A 17080-nucleotide genomic window follows, 5' to 3' on the forward strand; every position below is an offset into this window, starting at 1 on the left:
CGGATGCCTGATCTGGATCCGGCGTCGGGCGTCCGCGCGGACGCCCGACAGAACCGACGCCAACTGATCATCGCGACCAGGGAGGCTATCGCCGCCCGCGGGCTCGACGTCTCGGCTCTGGACATCGCGACAGCGGCCGGCGTGGGGGTCGGCACGTTGTACCGGCGCTTCGGCACCAAGGAAGCGCTGCTCGACTACGTGGTGCTCGGCCTCTACGACGAGTTGTGCGACATCGCGCGGGCCTGCCTGGAGCGCCCGGATCCGTGGGACGCAATGGCGGAGTTCGTGCTGGAGCTGGCCGGTGCCCACCGGGACAGCCGCGGCCTGGCCGAGGTGACCGCGGCCTGCGAAAGGCCGCCGACACCCGAACTCGCGCAGCGCACCGTCGCGTTGCAGGAGGCCATCGCCCGACTGACTGAGCGAGCACACGCGGCGGGTGATCTCCGCGCGGACGTAACCTGGCAGGACGTCCTGCTCTGCTCACGCGCGGCGCTGGACACCGACCACTGCCTCGGCGTCGACGCGGGGCCCGACGGGTGGCGTCGAGTCGTCATGGTTCTGCTCGACGGCATGCGCGCCCCCGGACGCACTCCTCTCCACGGGCCGGCACCGCAGGTCCGCCCGCAAGGAGCATGATCCACTCGCATTCCCGGGACCTACAGGAGGACGTACGCGTGACGCAGAGCGACGCGGAGCTGGTGGTGCTCGCGCAGGCGGGAGACGCCGCTGCGCTCGGGGCGCTGCTGGCCCGGCACGAGGCCGGGATGCGGGCCGTCGCGCTGGGCGTCCTCGGTTACGGGCCGGACGCCGAGGACGCGGTGCAGGACGCCATGGTCGTCGCCCTGCGTCGCATCGGCGAGGTCCGTGACCCGAGCGCCGTCGGCGGCTGGTTGCGGGCCATCGTCCGCAACAACAGCCGGATGGCGTTGCGCGGGCCGAGAGCCGTTGCGGTCGCCGAACCCGAATGGTTCAGCGGCCCTGCCGACACACCCACCCCGGAGGAGGCGCTGGACCGGGCCGCGATGCGCGACTGGGTGTGGCACTCGATCGGGCAACTGTCGGAAACTGACCGGCTCGTCACCCTGCTGCGGTACTTCAGCGACGCGTCCTCGTACGAGCAGATCGCGGCCGTGTGTGGCGTGCCGGTCGGCACCGTCCGCAGCCGCCTCAGCCACGCCCGCCGTGCGCTCGCCGGCGGCCTCCGCACGGCGGCGACCACGGCGCACACGGACGTCGCCGCCGCGAACGACTCGCAGTGGCGTGCCGGCCGCGACATGATCACCACGGCGATGGACGGCGACTTCGAGCGGGTGGTCCGCGAAAGCTGGTGGCCGGACGCCGAAATGATCGTGCCGGGAGGCCCGCGCGGCGGTCGTGACCTGGCGATCAACGGCATGAACCGGGACCTGGCCGCCGGGGTACGTCAGCGGCTGCGCAACGTGGTGGCCAGCGGCGACGTGCTGATCTGGGAGACCGACCTGATCAGCCCGCCCGACGACCCGGAGCACTGCCCACCCGCGGCGCTGTGGTTACAGGTGCTGCGCGAGGGCCGGGTGCGCCAACTCACCCTCTTCCACCCCGTCCCCGCGCTGGTCTGAAAAACCTCTCCGACCGAGCGAACTTTTCCCTCGGCCCGCGCATCTGGTCCGCGTCATGCACCAGTTGCCGTGTCGGCAGACGCCGCGCGGGTCTCGGATCGGGAGATAGTTCATGGGTTCCATCAGCCACGACGTCAGCGCCCTCGCACCGGGTGCCCACACGTTCACCGTCGATGGCGTTCGGCAGGTCTACCACGTCGCCGGCACCGGCCCGGTCTGCGTGGCGCACTCCGGCGGCCCGGGCATCGAGTGGGCGTACCTGCGGATGCCCAGCCTGGAGGCGCACTTCACCATGGTCTACGTCGAGCCGGTGGGCACCGGTGCGTCGGGACAGCTCGACACCCCCGGCGATTACCGTCTCGACACGTACGTCCGGTTCCTGCACGCCGTTGTCGAGCACCTCGGCGAACCTCGCGTGTACCTCCTCGGGCACTCGCACGGCGGTTTCGTCGTCCAGCGGTACGCGCTCACCCACCCGGGCCGGATCGCCGGCCTCGCCCTGTACGACACCTCACCCGTCACCGGCGCCGAGTTCTGGGCCGAGGCGATGGCCGGCCTCGCCGCCTACCCGCAGCGGCACCCGGACCGGCCGGAGGCGGCGGCGGTCCCGGCTGCGTTCGCGCAGATCGGCGGCGCGACTGACGACGAGTCGTTGGGGGCCGCGCTGCGCGCCGCCCTGCCGGTGTACTTCGCGGACTTCTGGGGTCGACAGCACGAATTCGCCCCGTTTCAGGCGGCCGTCCGGATCTGGTCGACGCCGGCCGGCGCGCAGGACCCGACGCCCTTCGACGTACGGGAGAACCTCGGTGAGATCACCGTGCCCGTCGTGGTGATCGTGGGGGCGTACGACTTCATCTGCGGGCCCCGGTGGGCCGAGCAGCTGCACGCGGGCCTTCCGGACTCGCGGCTGGTGACGTTGGAGCGGAGCGGACACTTCGCGCACATCGAGCAGCCGGTGGAGTTCACCGACGCCGTGGCGGAGCTGCTGAAGCGGTGACCCACCTCGGCGCGGCGTGCCGCAAGGTCAGTTCGTCACAACGGGCAGGGCTCGGGATGCGGTTGCGTTGCACGGTCATAGGCTGAGCACTTTGCTGCACCGTGACGAAGAGGAGACCGCCGTGAGCCAGACCGAACGGATGGATTCCGTCGACGAGTGGAACGTGGCCGAGGACGACGGGGTGCTGGACGCCTCCGACACCCTCGACGACGACCGGGTCGGCGACCCCCTCGACACCGGCATCATCGCCGAGGACCACTGGACGGCGGCAAACCGGTTCGGCACCACGCCCGCCGAGGAGCGGGCCGGCGAGTCCCTGGAGCAGCACCTCGCCCAGGAGGTGCCGGATGTCGACCCGTACGCCGAGGGTGGCGACGACGAGGACGAGCTGACCCGCCGGGGGTACGAGGCGGAGGCGCGCGCCGGCCGACTCGTCGCCTATGACGAGGGCGTCCGCGAGGACGACGAGGCCGAGTCGGTGGCGTGGGACGCCGGCATCGACGCGGGTGCCGCCAGCGCGGAGGAAGCGGCGATCCACGTGGTCGAGGACCCGGACGGGCCCGGCGACGGTCCGCTGCGCTGACCCCGTACCCGCCGCGCTCAGCACCTCACGGGGTGCCGAGCGCGGCGGGGTCGGTCAGTGGATGACGACGGGCGTGCGGGCCTGCTCGCCCTGCGGGTCGTCGAGCTGCGCCGGCTGACGTCGGCGCGGCAGCAGTGCGGCCGGGATGAACGTGAGCACGACAAGCGCGAACGCGACCCAGAACGTGGTGGCGAACGACTTGGCGGCGAAGTCGAGCCCGCGCTCGATGAGCGACGGGTCCACCGGCATCTGCTGAAGCAGCTCCGGCCGCTGCTGGGAGGCGATGGCCAGCCCGGCCTCGGTGATCGGCTTGCCGCTCTCGTCCACCAGGCCGGGAATCGGCCGGGAGCCGTTCAGCTCGTTGGTGAGGATCACCGACATCACGGCGGCGCCGACTGATCCGCCGATCTGCTGGAGGATGTTGACAAGCGTCGAGCCGCGCGCCACCTCCTGCGCCTGCAACGTTCGCAGCGCCGACGTCATGATCGGCATCATCGTGCCGCCCATGCCCAGACCCATCACGAACAGCGACCCACCGAGCAGCCAGTACGGGGTCTGCGGGTCGACCTGGGTGAAGCCGAAGAACCCGACGACGATGAGCCCCAGCGCGAACGGGACGGTACGCCCGATCGGCACCCGGTCGGCGAGCGTGCCGGCGATCGGCATGGTGATCATCGCGCCGATGCCCTGCGGGGCCATCAGCAGGCCGGCGGCCAGCGTCGACTCGCCGCGCACCTGCAGGAAGTAGCTCGGGAACAGCAGGCCGGCGCCCATGAACGCGATGATGAACACGAACATCGTCACCGAGGCGATGGTCAGGCTGCGGTTACGGAACAGCCGCAGGTCGAGCAGCGGGTGCCGGGGCTTGAACGAGTAGAGCACGAACGCCACCACCAGCGCGCCGCCGACCAGCATCGGGGCCCAGACCTTGGCCTCGGCGAAGGTGCCGGTTTCCGGCAGTGACGAGACGCCGTAGAGGAAGAGGGCGAGACCCGGCGAGAGCATGAGCATGCCGACGAAGTCGAACGACTCGGACGGCTCGGGCGCGTCCTTCGGCAGCGCGAACTGCGCGTAGATCAGGGCGATCACGCCGATCGGCAGGTTGATCAGGAAGATCCAGTGCCAGCTCGCGGTGTCGATCAGCCAGCCGCCGAGGATCGGGCCGCCGATCGGCCCCAGCAGCATCGGAATGCCGAGGACGGCCATCAACCGGCCGATCCGGTGCGGGCCGGCCGCCCGGGTCATGATGGTCATGCCCAGCGGCATGAGCATGCCGCCACCGAGGCCCTGCAGGACCCGGAAGCCGATCAACTCGCCGATCGTGTCGGCCATGGCGCAGAGCCCCGACCCGATCGTGAACAGGGCCAGCGCCACCATGTAGAGCCGTTTGGTGCCGAACCGGTCCGCCGCCCACCCGCTGAGCGGGATCACGGTGGCGAGCGCGAGGGTGTAGGCGGTCATGGTCCAGGCGACGCGGGCGTAGGACGCGTCGAACTCGCTCTGGAATTTGGGCAGCGCCACGCTGACCACTGTCACGTCGAGGATCGACATGATCGCGCCAAGGACGACGACGCCCGCCACCTTGAGCACCGCGCCGTCGAGTTTGTCCGATGTCGCGACGGATTGCTGTGTCACTAACTCTCCCGTAGTCGATTGAGCCGGCCGAGGGTGGGCGGTGGCGGCGATGCCGCGCCTACCGGGCGCGGGGCGCGACGTGCCGGGGCAGCGACGCGCGGAGGCAGACTAACCGCCAGTTGTGACGATTCGCCGCCGGATTTCGTGACCGCCCGGCCGCGTATCCGAACGGCCGCCCAATTACAGCCGCTCGTCGGGGTGGCGATCAGCCTCCGACGGTGACCACCGGCACGGCGGCGGTGAGCGCCCAGTCGTGCCCGATGTCGGCCGCCGCGCGCAGCAGCCTCGGAAGGTGCTCCTCGCGCAGGGTCTCCAGTGAGGTCTCGGCGGCGTGCACCGTCACATTGATGGCGGCAACGACCCGCCCGTCGCCGTCGCGTACGCCGGTGGCGACGGACCGGATTCCCGGGGCCAGGTCCTGGTCGGCGAGCGCCCAGCCCTTCGCCCGGACCTCGCGCAGCACGGCGTCGAGGTCACCCGGCGCGGGCTGCCAGCGCGGCGTGATGCCGGAGCGGCTGGGCTCGGCGAGGACGGCCTCCAGTGTGTCCGGTGGGAGGGCCGCGAGCAGCACCTTGCCCATCGAGGTGGCGGGGGCCGGGAAGCGGGTGCCGATGGTGACACCGAGTGTGACGATCTTGGGGACGGCCACCCGGGCGACGTAGACGATGTCGCTGCCGTCGAGCTGCGCCATCGAGGTCGACTCGTTGGTCTGCGCGACGAGCTTCTCCATGTGCGGCCGGGCCACATCCCACATGTTCAGCGCGTTGACGTACGCCATCCCCAGCTCCAGGACACGCGGGGTGAGGGTGTGGCCGCGGCCGACCGCGCGGACGTAGCCCAGCGATTCGAGCGTGATGAGGATGCGCCGGACGGTGGGGCGGGCCAGGCCGGTGGCGGCGGCGAGCTCGCTGAGCGTCATGGAGGGGCAGGCGGGACGGAAGGAGCGCAGGACGTCGAGGCCACGGGCGAGGGCCTCGATGAAGTCGGGCCCGGCGCCCCTTCCGTTGTCACTCATTCCTCAATGCTTCCATTGCGCCGAGCCGGCGTCCCACTCGGTGTACTGGTACGGGTTCTCCAGGATCGCGGTCTCGGGGATGTCCGGGTTCATGCCCCGCTGCCACGCCTGCTCCCCCATCGTCTCGCGCAGGTGGTCGATGGTCGACGCCACACTGGCCCGTGCGGCGGCGAGGTCGACGCCGACGAGGCGGCCGTCCCGCTTCACGACCCGGCCACCCACCAGCACTGTGTGCACGTCGGCACGCTGGGCCTGGAAGACGACGTGGCCGTGCGGGTTCAGGATCGGGAACATCACCGGCGAGGCGTCGTTCTTGATCAGGACGACGTCGGCCTGCCGGCCGGGGGTGAGCGCGCCGATCGTGGCATCCATGCCGAGGGCGCGGGCGCCGCCCCGGGTGGCCCACTCGACGACCTGCTCGGCACGCAGGTGGCAGTGGGTGATGGTCTCCTGCTTGGCGTGCGCCTCCAGGTGCTCGCGGGAGCGGTCCGCGCCCAGCGTGGTCCGCATCGCGGAGAAGAGGTCGCCGCTCCACCACACGCTGGTGTCCATCGACAGCGACACCGGGATGTCGTGGTGGCGTAGCTGCCAGGTGGGTGGGTAACCCTGGCCGGCGCTCTGCTCACTCTCGGTCGAGACGGAAACCGAGCCGCCGGTCGCGGCGATCCGGTTGTACGAGTCGTGGGTGAGTGTCGCCGCGTGCACGTAGACGGTCGACGGGTTCATGAACCCGTTCTCGTGCATCAGGCGGATGCCGTCGTCGTTGGTGGCGCCCCACACGCCCGCGTGGGTGGTCACCGCGGCGCCCAACTCCCGGGCCACCTCGAACGCGGCCCGCTCCGGGAAGGCGGGGTCGCCGGTGACGTCGAACGCCATCTGGAAGCCGGCCAGCTTGCCGGCGTCGATCCGGCGGCGGTGGAAGTCGCGGAACTCCGGCGAGGTGGCCCACTCCCATGGCCCCTGCTGGATGTTGCCGTAGGCGAGCACGAAGCGCCCGTCCACCGCCTCCAGGGCGTCCACGGCGGCGTCGGCGTGCTCGATCGTCTGCAACCCGTGCGACCAGTCGACAGTGGTGGTGACACCCGCGTCGATCGCCTCGATGGCCCCGAGCAGGTTACCGGCGTAGACGTCCTCGGGCCGGAACAGCTTGCCCGACTCGAGGTAGTACCAGACGAAGTACTGGGTCAGGGTCCAGTCGGCGCCGTACCCACGCATCGCGGTCTGCCACAGGTGCCGGTGGGTGTCGACCATGCCGGGCATGAGGATGCCGTCGGTGGCATCGATCTCCAGGGCGTCGTCGGGTGCGGTGAGGCCGACGCCGACCTCCGCGATCCGGCCGCCGATGACCAGCACGTCGGCGCCGGGCAGGACCGTGTGCGCGTCGTCCATGGTGAGAACGAGGCCGTTACGAAAGACCACCGGCCGGTCGGTTGCGCTCATCGCCACCCATTCCTTTCGGGGTACGAGGGGTGTACGGACTGTTGTCCGCTGTGCGGCCAGCCCGAGTGGCGCAAGTGTGGTCCCGGTCACCATTGGTGTCAAGAGCGCAATCCCGCTCACGAAACAGCCCGTTGACAGGCACCCTGCGGTATCGCAAGCTGTCCCGGCGGACAGGTGTCCGCAGAACGGGCGGAAACATGGTGCTGCATTCGACCGGCCCCCTGGCCGGCCTGCTCGTCGCGGACTTCTCCCGGATCCTCGCCGGGCCGTACGCGACGATGCTCCTGGCCGACCTGGGCGCCCAGGTGATCAAAGTGGAGAGCCCCGGTGGCGACGACACCCGCACCTGGATGCCGCCCACCCGCGACGGGGTCTCGACGTACTACCTCGGCATCAACCGCAACAAGCGGTCCGTCGCCCTGGACCTCAAGAAACCCGACGACCTCGCCGCCGCGCAGGAGCTGGCCCGCCGCGCCGACGTGCTGATCGAGAACTTCCGGCCCGGTGGCCTCGCCCGGTTCGGCCTCGACTACGACAGCGTCACCGCGAACAACGAGAAGATCGTGTACGCGAGCATCAGCGGCTTCGGCACCGGCGCCGGTAAGGACTTCCCCGGCTACGACCTCATGGTGCAGGCCATCTCGGGCCTGATGAGCCTCACCGGCGACCCGGACGGCTCGCCGTACCGGGCCGGGATCTCCGTCTTCGACGTCATGGCCGGGCTGCACGCGAGCATCGGCATCCTCGCCGCGCTGCACCACCGCGGCGAAACCGGACGAGGTCAACACGTCGAGGTCAACCTGCTCAGCTCGGCGCTGTCCGGGCTGGTCAACCACTCCAGCGGCTACGTCGCCGGCGGCACCGTCCCCTTCCGGATGGGCAACGCGCACCCCAGCCTCTTCCCGTACGAGCCGCTGCCCACCGCCGACGGCGAGCTGATCGTCATCGCCGGCAACGACGGGCAGTTCCGCAAGCTCTGCCAGGTGCTCGACCTGCCCGACCTGCCGGACGACAGCCGTTTCGGCCGCAACCAGGACCGCACGGCCAACCGCGAACAGTTGCGGCCCCTGCTCGTCGAACGCCTCGCCAAGCGGACCAAGGACGAGTGGTTCCGTGACCTGCTCGCCGCCGGCGTCCCGTGCGCGCCGATCAACACCATCGACGGCGGCGTGGCGCTCGCCGAGGAGCTGGGGCTCGACCCGGTCGTCACCGTCGGTGACGTGCCCGGAGTCCGTAACCCCATCACCTTCTCCGACACCCCGGCCCGGTACGACCTGCCGCCGCCGGGGCTCGACGAACACGGCGAGGAGATCCGCGCGTGGCTGAAGAACTGAGCTTCCCGACCGGGATCGGCACCTCCGACCCGACCACCATCTCCCTGCTCGGGCAGGACCTGGCCGCCGACCTGATGGGCACTGTGGGCTTCGGCGAGCTGGCGTACTGGCTGGTCGCCGGCCGCCGCCCCACCCCGGGTGAGGTACGGGTCTTCGAGGCGGTGCTGGTGGCACTCGCCGACCACGGCTTCACCCCGACGGCGATCGCCGCCCGGCTGACGTACCTGTCCGCGCCCGAGTCGTTGCAGGGCGCGCTCGCCGCCGGGCTGCTGGGCGGCGGCTCCCGCTTCCTCGGCGTCACCGAGGACTGTGGACGCTTCCTCGCCGACACGCTCGCCCGGGCCGGCGCGGTGACCGACTACGACGCGGTGGCGCTCGACGCGGTCACCCGAGTCAAGCAGGAGCACCGGCTGGTCCCCGGGCTGGGACACCCCGTGCACAAGGAGCAGGACCCGCGCACCCCCGTGTTGGTCCGGATCGCCACCGAGGAGGGTCTGCACGGCCCGCACCTGCGGCTCTTCGAGGCGATCGGACGCGTACACCCGCAGGTGCTCGGTCGCACCCTGCCGCTCAACGGGGCCGGGGTCTGCGGCGCCGCCCTCGCGGACCTCGGACTCCCCGTCGAGATGCTGCGCGGTTTCGCCCTGCTGGCCCGCGCGGCGGGGCTGCTCGGGCACCTCGCCGAGGAGCGACGACGGCCGCTCGGTATGGACATCTACCGCACCGTCGACCGCAACGCCGTCTACGAACCCTGATCCCCTCCGCACCCCCGAAAGGAGCGGGAATGGCCTCCATCGTCGCGGTCATCGCCTCCACCCACCACCCCTTCTACTACCGGGCCAGCACCGCCACCGGTGAGGAGCGACCACCGTTCGCCGACGAGTGGACCCGCAAGATCCTGGCGTTCCGGGAGACGTTGACCCGGGCCCGACCCGACGTGCTGGTGATGGTCGGGTCCGACCACTTCCACCAGCTCTGGCTGGACAACATGCCGCAGTTCCTGGTCGGCAAGGCGCCCCTCTACGACGCCAACTGGTACAACGAGGAGCGCGAGTTCGGGCTGCCCCGGATGCTGCTCAAGGGCCAGGAGGACCTGTCCGGGCACATCCTGCGGGCCGGGCTCGACGCCGGGTTCGACCTGGCGTTCAGCAACGAGCTGCGCATCGACCACAGCATCACCTGCCCGATCATCACGCTGCGGCCCGAGGCCGACCTGCCGATCGTGCCGATCTACACGAACATCTTCGCGCCGCCGCTGCCGCAGCCGAAGCGCTTCGTCCAGCTCGGCCAGAGCATCCGGGACATCGTCGAGTCGTGGCCGTCGCACCTGCGGGTGGCAGTCATCGGGACCGGCCACCTCTCGCTGGAGCTGGGCGGCCCCCGACAGTTCGGCCCGCACGGCCCGGACCCGGAGTTCGACAGGCGGGCCGTCGAGTGGATCGCCAACGGCGACCTGGACGAGTGCCTGCGCGAGGTCACCCTGGACAGCCTGCACTCACCGGGCAACGCCACCCACGGCTTCATGGACTTCATGCTCATGATGGGCGTGGCCGGCGCCGGTGTGAAGGCCGACTACGTGGACACCCTCGATCTGTTCCACACCATGGAGGCGTACTTCACCTGGTACCCGAACGGAGCGCCGACGGCATGAGCAAATATCTGCTGAACAAGTTCCTCTTCATGGTCGACCGGGACCCGGAGCTGGTCGAGCGCTACCGCAGCGAGCCGCGCGAGCTGGTCGCCTGGTGGGAGGCCGAGTGCGCCAACACCGTGCTGAACTGCCACACCGGCGAGGCGAGCACCTGGCTGCGCCTCGACGACGTGGAGCGCGAGGCGTTGGCCACCCACGACCACGTGAAGCTCTTCGAGCTGGGCGCGCACCCGTTCCTCACCCTGACCCTCTTCATCGCCCTCTTCGAGCGGGACAACACCGAGCCACTGGAATACCAGAAGTCCTTCGGCGCGCGGCTGGCCCACTTCTCGATGCCCTACCCGGACATCGCGACGTGATCCGCGCGGCCCTGCTCACCACCTGCGGCACCGGACCGACGATCGCCGAGCGGCCGGAGCCCGTGGCGGCCGACGGCGAGGTGGCGGTCACCGTCGAAGCCGTGCCGATCACCCCGCTGGACGTGCTCTGCGCCAGCGGCACCAGCTACTTCGGCAGGCCGACCACCCCGTACGTGCCGGGCGTACAGGGGGTCGGTCGGCTCGCCGACGGCTCCCCGGTCTGGTTCGGGACGGCGGCGGGGATGCGGTCCGGTGTCGACGGCAGCATGGCGACAACTGTCACGGTGCCCACCGCCGACGTGGTGGCGCTGCCGGCCGGCGTACCGCTGACCCTGCTCGCGGCCCTCGGTCTCTCCGCGGTCGCCGCGCACGCGGCGCTGACCCACGCCGGCGGCCTGGCGGCCGGCGACCAGGTCATCGTGCTCGGGGCCGGGGTGTGGTCGGCCAGGCCGCCGTCCAGCTCGCCCTGCTCGGCGGCGCCCGCCGGGTCATCGCCGTGGCCCGCTCGGCCTCGGCACGGGCCCGCGCCGAGGAGTTGGGCGCCGCCGTCGCGATCCCGCTGCTCCCCGACGACGACGTCACGTCGGTGGCCGACCGGTTGCGCCACGCCGCCGACGGGCCGGTCGACCTCGTCCTCGACCCGGTCTTCGGCGTCCCGGCCGCAGCGGCGCTGCGGGTGCTGCGACCGGGCGGGCGACTCGTCAACCTGGGCAGCGCGGCCGGCGCGACCGCGCCCATCGAGTCCGCCGTGCTGCGCAGCAACGCGCTGCGGATGATCGGTTACACCAACAACGGGTTGTCGACCGACGAGCGGGCCGCTGCGCTGACCGTGGTGGCCGGGCACGCGGCGGCCGGTCGGCTCACCGTCGACCACGAGATCGTGCCCTTCGACGGCATCGGCGACGCCTGGGCGCGGCAGGACGCCGGCACCACCGCCGGGCGGATCGTCCTCGCGCTCTGACCGGTCCGGGCCCCAGCCAGGGATCACCGAACCCTGGATAAACCGCACCTGGTTGGGGTTCCGGAGCGGTGCGACGGTCGGTCCATGACACCTTCCACCCACACCGTCGCCGGCCACTGGATCGGCGGCGAGACCGTCACCGGCTCCGCCGGCACCCTCCCCGTCGTGAACCCGGCCACCGGCGAGGTCGTCGCCGAGACCCCGGCCGGCACCGCCGCCGACGTCGACCGTGCCGTCGCCGCCGCCCGCGCGGCCTTCCCGGCCTGGTCCGCGACCACCCCGCAGCACCGGGCGGACGTGCTGCGCCGCCTCGGCGCCGGCCTCGCCGCCCGTACGGAGGAGATCGCCCAGGCCATCACCGCCGAGATGGGCTCTCCGATCGGTATGTCCCGGACCGCCCAGGTGGCGTTCCCGGCGGCGGTGGTCGAGTCCATCGCCGGCCTGGCCGACGACTTCGCCTGGACCGAGGAGATCGGCAACTCGCTGATCGTCCGCGAGCCGATCGGCGTGGTCGGCGCGATCACGCCGTGGAATTTCCCGCTTCAGCAGATCGTCTCCAAGCTGGCACCGGCCCTGCTCGCCGGCAACACGATGGTCTTCAAGCCGTCCGAGAACGCCCCGCTGACCGCGCGCATCCTCGCCGAGGTCGCCGCCGAGGCCGGCGTACCGGCGGGCGTCTTCAACGTCGTCTACGGCACCGGCGCGACCGTCGGCGAGGCGATCTCCGCCCACCCGGACATCGACATGATCTCGTTCACCGGCTCCACCCGCGCCGGGCAGCGCATCTCCTCGGTGGCCGCTGCGACCGTCAAGCGGGTCGCGCTGGAGCTGGGCGGCAAGGGCGCGAACATCATCCTCGACGACGCCGACCTGCCCGCCGCGGTCGAGCGGGGCCTCATGATGGCGTTCACCAACGGTGGTCAGGTCTGCGGCGCGTGGCCACGGATGCTGGTGCCCGCCTCCCGTCAGGACGAGGTCGTGGCGTTGGCAGTGGAGGCCGCGAAGCACTACACCGTCGGCGACCCCGGCGACGAGGCAACCCGGATCGGCCCGATGGCGTCCGAGACCCACCGGCAGAAGGTCGTCGGCTACATCGAGCGCGGCATCGCCGACGGCGCCCGGCTCGTGTTCGGCGGCCCGGATCGGCCCGAGGGGCTGACCGTCGGGGCCTACGTCCAGCCGACGATCTTCGCCGACGTCGACCCGGCCTCCGCGATCGCCCAGGAGGAGATCTTCGGCCCGGTGCTGACGATCATCCCCTACGCGGACGAGGAGGAGGCCGTGGCCATCGCCAACGGCACGCTGTACGGCCTGACCAGCGGCGTCTTCGGTGAGCCGGAGCACGCGCTGGCGGTCGCCCGGCGGCTGCGCGTGGGCCAGGTCGACGTGAACGCCGGCCACTGGAACCCGCTCGCCCCGTTCGGCGGCTACAAGCACTCCGGCAACGGCCGCGAGTTCGGCCGGATGGGCCTGGAGGAGTTCCTGGAGACCAAGTCCATCCAGCGCTGACCGCACCAGGCGGTACGCACCCGCCCCACCCGCCCCGCTCTCCTCAGAATCTTGAGGAGCCGGAACACCGCCCCCGGGCCGGCCTGTTGCAGTGAACAGGCCGGCCTCTGCCGGCACGCAGTGATCGGAGACACCGTGGACCGCGCCCAACTCGCCAGTTTCCTGCGCACCCGACGCGAGGCCCTCCAGCCCGAGGACGTCGGGTTGCCCCGGGGCCCGCGTCGACGCACCGGTGGGCTACGGCGCGAGGAAGTCGCCACGTTGAGCGGAATGTCCACCGACTACTACAGCCGGCTGGAGCAGCAGCGCGGGCCGCACCCCTCGGAGCAGATGCTCGCCGCGCTGGCCCGTGGCCTGCGGCTCTCCCTCGCCGAACGGGACCACCTGTTCCGACTCGCCGGCCACGCCGTTCCACACCGCGCGGTGCGGGCCGACCACGTCAACCCCGGGATGATGCGGATCCTCGACCGGATGCACGACACTCCCGCCCAGGTGGTGAACCACCTCGGCGAGACCCTGGCGCAGACCGCGCCGGCCGTCGCCCTGCTCGGCGACGAGACCCGGTACACCGGGCTGGCGCGCAGCGCCCACCACCGCTGGTTCGTCGACCCGACGGCGCGGCAGCTGCACCCGGCCGAGGACCACCAGACGCAGAGTCGCCTGCTCGTGGCGCACCTGCACGCGGCGTACACCCGTGACGGGCGCGGCTCGCGGGCCGCGGCGCTCGTCGACGACCTGCTGGCCCGGAGCCCGGAGTTCGCGCAGCTGTGGCGGGAGCACCCGGTGCCGGCCGGCTACTGCCCAGCGAAGCACTTCGTGCACCCCGAGGTCGGGGCGTTGGAGCTGCACTGCCAGACGCTTGTTGACCCCGACCAGTCACAGACACTGTTGGTCTTCACCGCCGTGCCCGGGTCGCCGAGCGACGACAAACTGCGGCTGCTCTCCGTCATCGGCGCCCAACTCGTCTGACCGCGATCAGCTCCGGGCGGGATAGCGGGCCGGGCTGACGCCCAGGTACCGCCGAAAGTGGCGGGTCAGGTGCGCCTGGTCGAAGAACCCGGCCGCGACGGCGACCTCGGCGGGCCGCTGCCCCTCCAGGAGCAGTCGACGCGCCAGCTCCACCCGGCGGCCGGTCAGGTACGAGTGCGGTGGCACCCCGTGCACGTGGGTGAACGTCCGGACCAGGTGGGTCGGGTGGGCGTGCAGCAGCAGTGCGGCCTCCCCCAGCGTTACGCCCGCGACGATCCGGGCGTCCAGCAGCTCCCGCAGTCGCACCGCGAGGCCCCGGCCGGCCAGCTGGCCACCGGCCGGGGAGCGCTGGCGGAGATGGCGGCGCAGCCGGTCCAGGATGAGCGCGAGTCGGCTCTCGGCCTCGAACTCGTCGCCAGGTGCGGCGAGCACCCGGTGCAGGTGGTGGATCCGGTCGCGTAGCTGCGGATCGGCCAGGTCCGGCTCGTCGACCGCACGGCCGACCAGGTCGGCGTCGAGCGCCGAGGTGTCGAGGTACAGGACCCGCTTGCGGAAGCCGTCGGGCGTGGCGGAGCTGCCGTCGTGCGGCACGTACGACGGCAGGAGGGTGACCGACGTCCGTAGCGCGCCGTGCCGGTGGCGGTCCAGGTCGAAGCGGACCGCGCCGTCGTCGACGATCAGCAGCGTCCACACCTCGTGGATGTGCCGAGGGTAGGCGTGGTCCACGAAATGGGCGTGGAAGACCTCGGCGATCCCGGCTACCGCGGGTCGCCACGCGCTGACGTGCGAGCCGGCCGGGCGGGTGGCCACGCTAAGAACGTACAAGACCGGGCGGCGTGGGGGCCGGCAGGCTCGACGCCATGACCGAACCGATCCGCTTCCCCACCAAGATCGCCGTACTGCTCCGCAACGACCTGGCGAGCTGGCAACGGCTGAACGTCACCGCCTTTCTGGTCAGCGGCATCGCGAACGCGCTACCGGAGTTGCTCGGCGAGGAGTACCGCGACGCCGACGGCACCGGTTACCTGCCGATGTTCGGCCAACCGGTGCTGATCTTCGCCGGGGACCGGGCGGCGCTGGTCGGCGCGCACTCGCGCGCTCTCGGCCGCGGTCTGCGGCTGGCGATCTTCACGTCCGAGCTGTTCGCCACGGGCAACGACCGGGACAATCGCGCCGCCGTGCAGGCGGTCGGTCGGGAGAAGCTCGACCTGGTGGGCTTGGCGCTGCACGCGCCACGCAACGTGGTGGACAAGGTGCTCAAGGGTGCTTCCATGCACCCGTAACGGCATCCGTGGCGACGAAGACATTGATATCGGTGTCTATGGCTGTAATGATTAACAGACTTTACAGTTGTTTCGCCGCCCGGAAGGACCCCCACATGGCGCGACGATTGGCCGGGCCCGCGCCCCGCCGTCCCCGCATCAGACTGATCTCCGCGCTCGCCGCGGCCCTGCTCGCCGTACCGACCGGTCTGGTCGTCGGCACATCGCCCGCGCTGGCCGCCACGACGGGCGCCATCACCGGGTACGGCGGCAAGTGCGTGGACGTGGCCGCCGCGAACCCGGCCAACAACACGCCGGTCCAGCTCTACACCTGCAACGGCTCCACCGCGCAACAGTGGACGGTGGCCGACGACGGCACGATCCGGTCGCTGGGCAAGTGCCTCGACATCGCCGCCGCCGGCACCGCCAACGGCGCCCGGGTGCAGATCTACGACTGCAACGGCACCGGGGCGCAGCAGTGGTCGCCCAACGCCGGGCAGGTGGTGAACCCGGCCTCGGGCAAGTGCCTCGACGCGACCGGCACCAGCTCGGCCGACGGCACGCCGCTGCAGATCTGGAGCTGCACCGGCGCCGCCAACCAGACCTGGGCGCTGCCCGGCGGCGGCACCACACCGCCGCCATCGGGTGGTTTCACCCACCCCGGCGTGCTGGTCAGCCGAGGCCAGCTCGACTTCGTGCGAGGCCGGGTGCAGGCCGGCGCGCAGCCGTGGGCAGCGGCCTACAACCAGATGATGGGCAGCCGGTACGCCTCACTCTCGCGCACCCCGGCGCCCCGTTCGGTGGTCGAGTGCGGTTCCTACTCCAACCCGAACAACGGCTGCACCGACGAGCGTGAGGACGCGATCGCCGCGTACACCGACGCGCTGGCCTGGTACTTCACCGGCGATGCCCGGTACGCGCAGAAGTCGATCCAGATCATGGACGCCTGGTCTGCCACCATCACCGCGCACACCGGCAGCAACGCCCCGCTGCAGACCGGCTGGGCGGCGTCGGTCTGGCCCCGGGCGGCCGAGATCATCAAGTACACCTACACGAGCTGGCCCAACGCCAACCGCTTCGCCACCATGCTGCGCAACGTCTACCTGCCGGTGGTGCGAAACGGCTCGAACAGCAACGGCAACTGGGAACTGACAATGATGGAGGCCACCGTCGGCATCGCGGTGTTCCTGGAGGACCGCACCGCCTACGACGCGGCGGTCACCCGGTTCCTCAATCGCACCAGGGCCTTCGTCTACCTGCCCAGCGACGGCGCGCTGCCGTACACGATGCCCGGCAGTGGCCTGGACACCAGCGCTGAGATCATCGGGTACTGGCAGGGTCAGTCCACCTTCGTCGCCGGCCTGGCCCAGGAGACCTGCCGCGACTTCGTCCACACCGGGTACGGGATCTCCGCCATCTCGCACGTCGCGGAGACCTCCCGGATCCAGGGACGGGACCTGTACCCACAGGTCGGTGAGCGGCTGCGTCAGGCGCTCGGCTTCCACTCGCGCTACCAGCTCGGCGAGGCGGCGCCCTCCTGGCTCTGCGGCGGCAGCCTCACCCGGGGCCTCGGCCCGATCACCGAGGTCGGCTTCAACGCGATGAGCAACCGGCTGGGCAACGTCATGACCAACACCCAGACCCTCACGCTGCAACAACGTCCGGCCGGGACCAACAACCTCTTCGTCGCCTGGGAGACGCTGACCCACGCCAGCAACCCCAACTGACCAGGCCGTCGTGGGGCGGCGCCGAATGCGCGGCGCCACC

General features: G+C 71.2%; 18 protein-coding genes. 13 read left to right on the plus strand and 5 right to left on the minus strand.

All coding sequences use genetic code 11. The annotated features are described in order from the left end of the window. Positions 1-3: 3 nt before the first annotated feature. From ACQP0U_RS17760 to ACQP0U_RS17775, 4 genes are all read left to right on the plus strand, one after another. Entirely contained in the window at positions 4-636 is a 633-nt protein-coding gene (locus tag ACQP0U_RS17760; protein ID WP_433308406.1) for a TetR/AcrR family transcriptional regulator, read from the plus strand. A gap of 38 nt (positions 637-674) precedes the next feature. Further along, positions 675-1598, plus strand: coding sequence for an RNA polymerase sigma factor (locus tag ACQP0U_RS17765; protein ID WP_433308407.1), 924 nt, complete (start codon positions 675-677; stop codon positions 1596-1598). Between the two features lie 112 nt (positions 1599-1710). After that, the gene (locus ACQP0U_RS17770) at positions 1711-2595 is read left to right on the plus strand and encodes an alpha/beta fold hydrolase (protein ID WP_433308409.1); all 885 of its coding nucleotides are present in this window, start codon (positions 1711-1713) and stop codon (positions 2593-2595) included. Positions 2596-2716: 121 nt separating this feature from the next. After that, the gene (locus tag ACQP0U_RS17775) at positions 2717-3178 is read left to right on the plus strand and encodes a DUF5709 domain-containing protein (RefSeq protein ID WP_433308411.1); all 462 of its coding nucleotides are present in this window, start codon (positions 2717-2719) and stop codon (positions 3176-3178) included. A gap of 54 nt (positions 3179-3232) precedes the next feature. Here the strand turns inward: ACQP0U_RS17775 and ACQP0U_RS17780 are convergent, their stop codons facing one another. From ACQP0U_RS17780 to ACQP0U_RS17790, 3 genes are all read right to left on the minus strand, one after another. Continuing rightward, positions 3233-4813, minus strand: a complete 1581-nt coding sequence (locus tag ACQP0U_RS17780) for a DHA2 family efflux MFS transporter permease subunit (protein WP_433308413.1) — start codon at positions 4811-4813, stop codon at positions 3233-3235. Positions 4814-5018: 205 nt separating this feature from the next. Next, complete coding sequence (locus ACQP0U_RS17785; RefSeq protein WP_433308415.1) at positions 5019-5828, minus strand: IclR family transcriptional regulator domain-containing protein; 810 nt, start codon at positions 5826-5828, stop codon at positions 5019-5021. A 3-nt stretch (positions 5829-5831) separates the two neighbouring features. After that, positions 5832-7268 (minus strand): amidohydrolase family protein, encoded by a 1437-nt coding sequence (locus ACQP0U_RS17790; RefSeq protein WP_433308417.1) that lies wholly within the window; start codon positions 7266-7268, stop codon positions 5832-5834. Positions 7269-7465: 197 nt separating this feature from the next. Here ACQP0U_RS17790 and ACQP0U_RS17795 point away from each other — a divergent pair, with 197 nt between their 5' ends. Genes ACQP0U_RS17795 through ACQP0U_RS17810 form a run of 4 tightly spaced genes read left to right on the plus strand, consistent with a single transcriptional unit; the run spans position 7466 to position 10612 of the window. Then, positions 7466-8602 carry a CaiB/BaiF CoA transferase family protein gene (locus tag ACQP0U_RS17795; protein WP_433308419.1) on the plus strand — a complete coding sequence of 379 codons (1137 nt, stop codon included), beginning with the start codon at positions 7466-7468 and terminating at the stop codon, positions 8600-8602. Further along, entirely contained in the window at positions 8587-9357 is a 771-nt protein-coding gene (locus ACQP0U_RS17800) for a citryl-CoA lyase (protein ID WP_433308421.1), read from the plus strand. Before ACQP0U_RS17795 ends, ACQP0U_RS17800 begins: the two co-directional genes overlap by 16 nt. A 29-nt stretch (positions 9358-9386) precedes the next feature. Then, positions 9387-10253, plus strand: coding sequence for an extradiol ring-cleavage dioxygenase (locus tag ACQP0U_RS17805; protein WP_433308423.1), 867 nt, complete (start codon positions 9387-9389; stop codon positions 10251-10253). Continuing rightward, positions 10250-10612, plus strand: a complete 363-nt coding sequence (locus tag ACQP0U_RS17810; RefSeq protein ID WP_433308425.1) for a hypothetical protein — start codon at positions 10250-10252, stop codon at positions 10610-10612. Before ACQP0U_RS17805 ends, ACQP0U_RS17810 begins: the two co-directional genes overlap by 4 nt. A gap of 145 nt (positions 10613-10757) precedes the next feature. Here the strand turns inward: ACQP0U_RS17810 and ACQP0U_RS17815 are convergent, their stop codons facing one another. Beyond that, a complete protein-coding gene (locus tag ACQP0U_RS17815) occupies positions 10758-10895 on the minus strand; it encodes a hypothetical protein (RefSeq protein WP_433308427.1) in 138 nt (45 codons plus the stop codon). Between the two features lie 153 nt (positions 10896-11048). Between ACQP0U_RS17815 and ACQP0U_RS17820 the strand changes: the two genes are divergently transcribed. The 3 genes from ACQP0U_RS17820 (at position 11049) to ACQP0U_RS17830 (ending at position 14051) form a co-directional block, all read left to right on the plus strand. Further along, positions 11049-11573: a zinc-binding dehydrogenase gene (locus ACQP0U_RS17820; protein ID WP_433308428.1), complete on the plus strand. Its 525-nt coding sequence runs from the start codon at positions 11049-11051 to the stop codon at positions 11571-11573. An 84-nt stretch (positions 11574-11657) separates the two neighbouring features. After that, a complete protein-coding gene (locus tag ACQP0U_RS17825; RefSeq protein ID WP_433308430.1) occupies positions 11658-13082 on the plus strand; it encodes an aldehyde dehydrogenase family protein in 1425 nt (474 codons plus the stop codon). A 135-nt stretch (positions 13083-13217) separates the two neighbouring features. Continuing rightward, complete coding sequence (locus ACQP0U_RS17830) at positions 13218-14051, plus strand: helix-turn-helix transcriptional regulator (protein ID WP_433308432.1); 834 nt, start codon at positions 13218-13220, stop codon at positions 14049-14051. 6 nt (positions 14052-14057) lie between these two features. Here ACQP0U_RS17830 and ACQP0U_RS17835 read toward each other — a convergent pair whose 3' ends face one another. Beyond that, entirely contained in the window at positions 14058-14861 is an 804-nt protein-coding gene (locus ACQP0U_RS17835) for an AraC family transcriptional regulator (RefSeq protein WP_433308434.1), read from the minus strand. A gap of 50 nt (positions 14862-14911) precedes the next feature. Here ACQP0U_RS17835 and ACQP0U_RS17840 point away from each other — a divergent pair, with 50 nt between their 5' ends. Further along, positions 14912-15334, plus strand: a complete 423-nt coding sequence (locus tag ACQP0U_RS17840) for a DUF2000 family protein (RefSeq protein ID WP_433308436.1) — start codon at positions 14912-14914, stop codon at positions 15332-15334. A 95-nt stretch (positions 15335-15429) separates the two neighbouring features. Continuing rightward, on the plus strand, positions 15430-17040 hold the full coding sequence (locus tag ACQP0U_RS17845) for a ricin-type beta-trefoil lectin domain protein (RefSeq protein WP_433308438.1): 1611 nt from the start codon (positions 15430-15432) through the stop codon (positions 17038-17040). Positions 17041-17080 lie beyond the last annotated feature (40 nt).

The sequence above is a fragment of the Micromonospora sp. CA-269861 genome (genome assembly GCF_050948505.1).
Classification (GTDB): Bacteria; Actinomycetota; Actinomycetes; order Mycobacteriales; family Micromonosporaceae; genus Micromonospora.

Coding starts and splice junctions, on each gene's coding strand:
- ACQP0U_RS17760 (WP_433308406.1), top strand. CDS start 4: ATGCCTGATCTGGATCCGGCGTCGGGCGTCCGCGCGGACGCCCGACAG.
- ACQP0U_RS17770 (WP_433308409.1), top strand. CDS start 1,711: ATGGGTTCCATCAGCCACGACGTCAGCGCCCTCGCACCGGGTGCCCAC.
- ACQP0U_RS17785 (WP_433308415.1), bottom strand. CDS start 5,828: ATGAGTGACAACGGAAGGGGCGCCGGGCCCGACTTCATCGAGGCCCTC.
- ACQP0U_RS17790 (WP_433308417.1), bottom strand. CDS start 7,268: ATGAGCGCAACCGACCGGCCGGTGGTCTTTCGTAACGGCCTCGTTCTC.
- ACQP0U_RS17795 (WP_433308419.1), top strand. CDS start 7,466: ATGGTGCTGCATTCGACCGGCCCCCTGGCCGGCCTGCTCGTCGCGGAC.
- ACQP0U_RS17805 (WP_433308423.1), top strand. CDS start 9,387: ATGGCCTCCATCGTCGCGGTCATCGCCTCCACCCACCACCCCTTCTAC.
- ACQP0U_RS17810 (WP_433308425.1), top strand. CDS start 10,250: ATGAGCAAATATCTGCTGAACAAGTTCCTCTTCATGGTCGACCGGGAC.
- ACQP0U_RS17825 (WP_433308430.1), top strand. CDS start 11,658: ATGACACCTTCCACCCACACCGTCGCCGGCCACTGGATCGGCGGCGAG.
- ACQP0U_RS17840 (WP_433308436.1), top strand. CDS start 14,912: ATGACCGAACCGATCCGCTTCCCCACCAAGATCGCCGTACTGCTCCGC.
- ACQP0U_RS17845 (WP_433308438.1), top strand. CDS start 15,430: ATGGCGCGACGATTGGCCGGGCCCGCGCCCCGCCGTCCCCGCATCAGA.